The following is a 3,723-nucleotide window of genomic DNA, read 5'->3' on the forward strand; positions in this document are numbered from 1 at the left end:
GCGCTTGCTGGAACTGCTCGGTTACGGCTTGCCGTTTGAGGAAGCGATCAATCCCGACGCTCATTTCCGATTTCGATCCGGCAGCGGTTTCCTGAGTTGCGACAGCGATGCGGATGGCGCACTGGCTGGCAGCAGCCTGCTTGCGTTGCAGCGTGAGACCCTGTCCACTCCCGCGGAACTCGACGATGCGCGCCGGCTGATGCGAACTGCACTGGAGCCACATGTGCCACGCGCTTCGTTGCGCACGCCCGGATTGCTTCGACAGCTAAGAGCATTACGCACGGAAGCCTGATATCGCGCCGCGACTACCGTCTGTAGTTGGTTTAATGACAGCAGCGCCGCAGGCGTTCCATCATTTCGGTAAATTCACGTTCCTTCGACAAACGAGGCTGAAAATGTTCCAAACCCCGCTGGCTGCAAAGCGCTGCAAGTCGTCAGGTGCCAAAAATTCGATCTACCGCCGTTCCGCGATGGCTCTGGCGGTGGCGGCAGTGGGATTGTTGGCATCAGTTGCCAGCCAGGCGGACTTTCTGTCGCCGATCCCGGCGTACGGCAACAACGGCACTGCGGTCTTTTCGATCGACGCTGGATTCACGCTGCGCGATAACGAGCCTGGCGGCATCGTCGCTGCTGCCGTCGCCGACAGCGACGGCAAGCTTTACGTGCTTTATCGGGCGGTTCCGGCATCGGACAGCAACAGCCATCTGTATCTGATCCGTCTCGGCAACACCGGCGTTCGTGACAGCAGCTTCGCCATGCTGGATTTCGGCCTCAGCGCGTCGTTCGATGACAATGTTGCACTCGGCCTTGACCAGCTCCGCCAGCGGTTCTACTTCGTGAGCTTGCCCGCGACCTCGCAGGCCGACTTCATCACTGTGTCGGCGCGCCTCTTCGATGGCACGCTTGATCCAGCGTTCAATAGCGGTGCCGATCTGGTCATCAACTCCAGCCGGATCGTCGACAACCGCTACAGCCTCGCGGCAACGGTCGATCAGGTCTCCGGACGGCTGTTGCTGTCTGGCGCCTTTATTGTCGGCACTGTCGCAGACGACTCCTTGAGCAACCTCGAGGCAGTGACCTACGCGGTGACCCCGGCCGGTGCGCTCGATAGCGGATTCAACAGCAGCGGTTTGCGCACCGAGAGTCCGGCGACGTCGTCGAACATCACCTCGACGATCGGCTTCGGCGTGGCCACGTCCGGCACGACGGGCCGGGTGCTGAATTTCGGTAGCGGCCGCGTGTCGCCTTCGAACTTCGTCGGCACCGTCTTCAGCGCTAACACTGACGGCACGGCCGACACGACCTTTGGCACTGGTGGTCTGGGCGTTATCGACATCCCGGGGACGACTGCGCCAGGAGACGGTCAGGCGAATCTGACTCAGTTGCTGTTCGGCCGCATCCTGCCCAGTGGCGTGACTCAGCTGATCGGCGTGAACGGCGTGCTGCAACTGTCCAACCGGACCTACGTCACCGGTACGACATCGGTGGCGGGCGTGCAGCTGACGCCGGCTGGCGTGCCGGATACCCGTTTCAAGACCACCGGAATCTTCACCACGCCGTTCGCGATCGGCCGGGCGCCGCCAACGGTGCTGTTCGCCAATGGCAGCTTCGCCTCGGTGTTCAAGTCCAGCCCAACCGAAATCTCGGTGCTTGCCGTTGAAGGCTTCAGCGTCTTTGCCGAGGACGGCACGACGGGAGGCACGACCACCGGCGGTACCACCACCGGAGGAACGACCACGGGCGGCACAACGACTGGCGGTACCACGACGGGTGGCACGACGACGGGCGGAACAACGACAGGCGGTACTACAACGGGTGGCACCACCACTGGCGGTACGACGACCGGAACCACCACCGGCGGTTCCACCAGCTCGGGCGGCGGCGGTTCGTTCGGCCTGTTCGGCGTGGTGGGCTTGATGATCGGCGCACTGCTGCGGCGCCGGCGCGGGCTTGGAACAGTGCGCAGCGCCTGATCGTCTAGCAATCGCGCATTCGGCATCACGTCTGCCACATTCCGGTAGATGTGATGCCGCTATGCTCGCAGCCGGCAATACTGTGACCGGCTTTCTCCGTGACTTCCTTTTCCGATCTGCTACAGCAGGGTTCCTCGAACCTCTGGCTGTTCATTCCCAGCGCCTTGCTGCTCGGCGCGCTGCATGGCCTGGAACCGGGCCATTCGAAGACGATGATGGCGGCGTTCATCATCGCCATCCGCGGCACGGTGATGCAGGCGGTGCTGCTTGGCGTATCGGCTGCGGCTTCGCACACGCTGGTGGTCTGGCTCGTTGCGCTGGTCGGCCTGCATTACGGCGCCCAGATCGATGGCGAACGCACCGAAGCCTGGTTTCAGCTGGCCTCCGGTGCGCTGATCGTCACCATCGCGGTCTGGATGCTGTTGCGCATCCATGGTCAACAGCAGGCGTCGGCGAAGACCCATAGCCATCACGATCACCATCACGGCGGCGACCACGATCACGGGCACGATCATGAGCACGCCGATGACCATGGCGACGATCACGCGCGCGCCCACGCTGCCGATATCGAGCAGCGCTTCGGCGATCGCCGGCCCAGCACTGGCCAGATCATCGCCTTCGGTCTGACCGGTGGCCTGGTGCCTTGCCCGGCGTCGATCACCGTGTTGCTGCTGTGTCTGCAATTGAAGAAGTACAGCCTCGGCCTGACCCTGGTGCTCGGCTTCAGCATCGGCTTGGCACTGGTGATGGTGTTGAGCGGCGTGCTCGCTGCATTGAGCTTGCGGGCCGCGAGTAATCGCTGGGGCGGCTTCAGTGGCTTTGGCGTCTGGGCGCGTCGTGCGCCGTACCTGTCGAGTGCGCTGATCATCGTCATCGGCCTGATCAGCATCCAGCTTGGCTGGGATGGCTTGCAGCAGCGCTGAACGCTGTCAGGAGGCGGGGCTGGCCTACAATGCGCCACCTCATTTCAGCCCCTTTCGAAGCCCATGCGTCTCCTGCGTCTAGGCGTCAACGTCGATCACATCGCCACCGTCCGCCAGGCGCGTGGCACGTCTTATCCGGATCCGGTGCAGGGCGCGCTGCTTGCCGCCGCCAGTGGTGCCGACAGCATCACCATTCATCTGCGCGAGGATCGCCGTCATATCCAGGACCATGATCTGGCGCGGCTGACGCCGGTCTGTCCGGTGCCGATCAATCTGGAGATGGCGGTGACGGCGGCGATGGTCGACATCGGTGTGGCGGCCCGGCCGAAGTACGTCTGTCTGGTACCGGAGCGGCGCGAGGAGCGCACCACGGAAGGCGGGCTCGATGTCGCCGGAAATTTGCCCGCAGTGCGTGAAGCCTGCGATCGCCTTGCGGCGGCGGGCTGCATCGTCGCGCTGTTCATCGCCGCCGATCCGTTGCAACTTGCTGCGGCGAAGGCCAGTGGCGCGCCGCAGCTGGAAATTCATACCGGGCATTACGCCGACACCAGTGGCGCCGAACAGGCTGCCGAACTGGCGCGCATTGCAGCGTTTGCGCGGGATGCCGTAGCACTGGGCTTCGAAGTCCATGCCGGTCATGGGCTCAATGTCGACAACGTCGGGCCGATCGCGGCGATTCCGGAAATCGTCGAACTGAACATCGGCCACGCGATCATCGCCCGCAGCCTGTTCATTGGCCTGCCGGCGGCGATTGCCGAGATCCGTGCGGCGATGGCGGCGGCCCGTCTCGCGGATTGAGCGCGCGAACTTGATCTACGGCATCGGCA

General features: G+C 63.7%; 3 protein-coding genes and 1 pseudogene. All 4 read left to right on the forward strand.

Annotation, left to right across the window (positions count from 1 at the left end; translation table 11 throughout):
• Positions 1-292, forward strand: a pseudogene (locus QZY06_RS12825) (hypothetical protein); the annotation flags it as partial.
• A gap of 178 nt (positions 293-470) precedes the next feature.
• Positions 471-1,973: a hypothetical protein gene (locus QZY06_RS12830; RefSeq protein ID WP_295684969.1), complete on the forward strand. Its 1,503-nt coding sequence runs from the start codon at positions 471-473 to the stop codon at positions 1,971-1,973.
• 98 nt (positions 1,974-2,071) lie between these two features.
• The gene (locus tag QZY06_RS12835; protein WP_295684971.1) at positions 2,072-2,896 is read left to right on the forward strand and encodes a nickel/cobalt efflux transporter; all 825 of its coding nucleotides are present in this window, start codon (positions 2,072-2,074) and stop codon (positions 2,894-2,896) included.
• 63 nt (positions 2,897-2,959) lie between these two features.
• Complete coding sequence (locus tag QZY06_RS12840) at positions 2,960-3,694, forward strand: pyridoxine 5'-phosphate synthase (RefSeq protein ID WP_295684974.1); 735 nt, start codon at positions 2,960-2,962, stop codon at positions 3,692-3,694.
• The last annotated feature ends 29 nt before the right edge of the window (positions 3,695-3,723 follow it).

The organism is uncultured Nevskia sp. (genome assembly GCF_903885465.1).
Taxonomy (GTDB): Bacteria; Pseudomonadota; Gammaproteobacteria; order Nevskiales; family Nevskiaceae; genus Nevskia.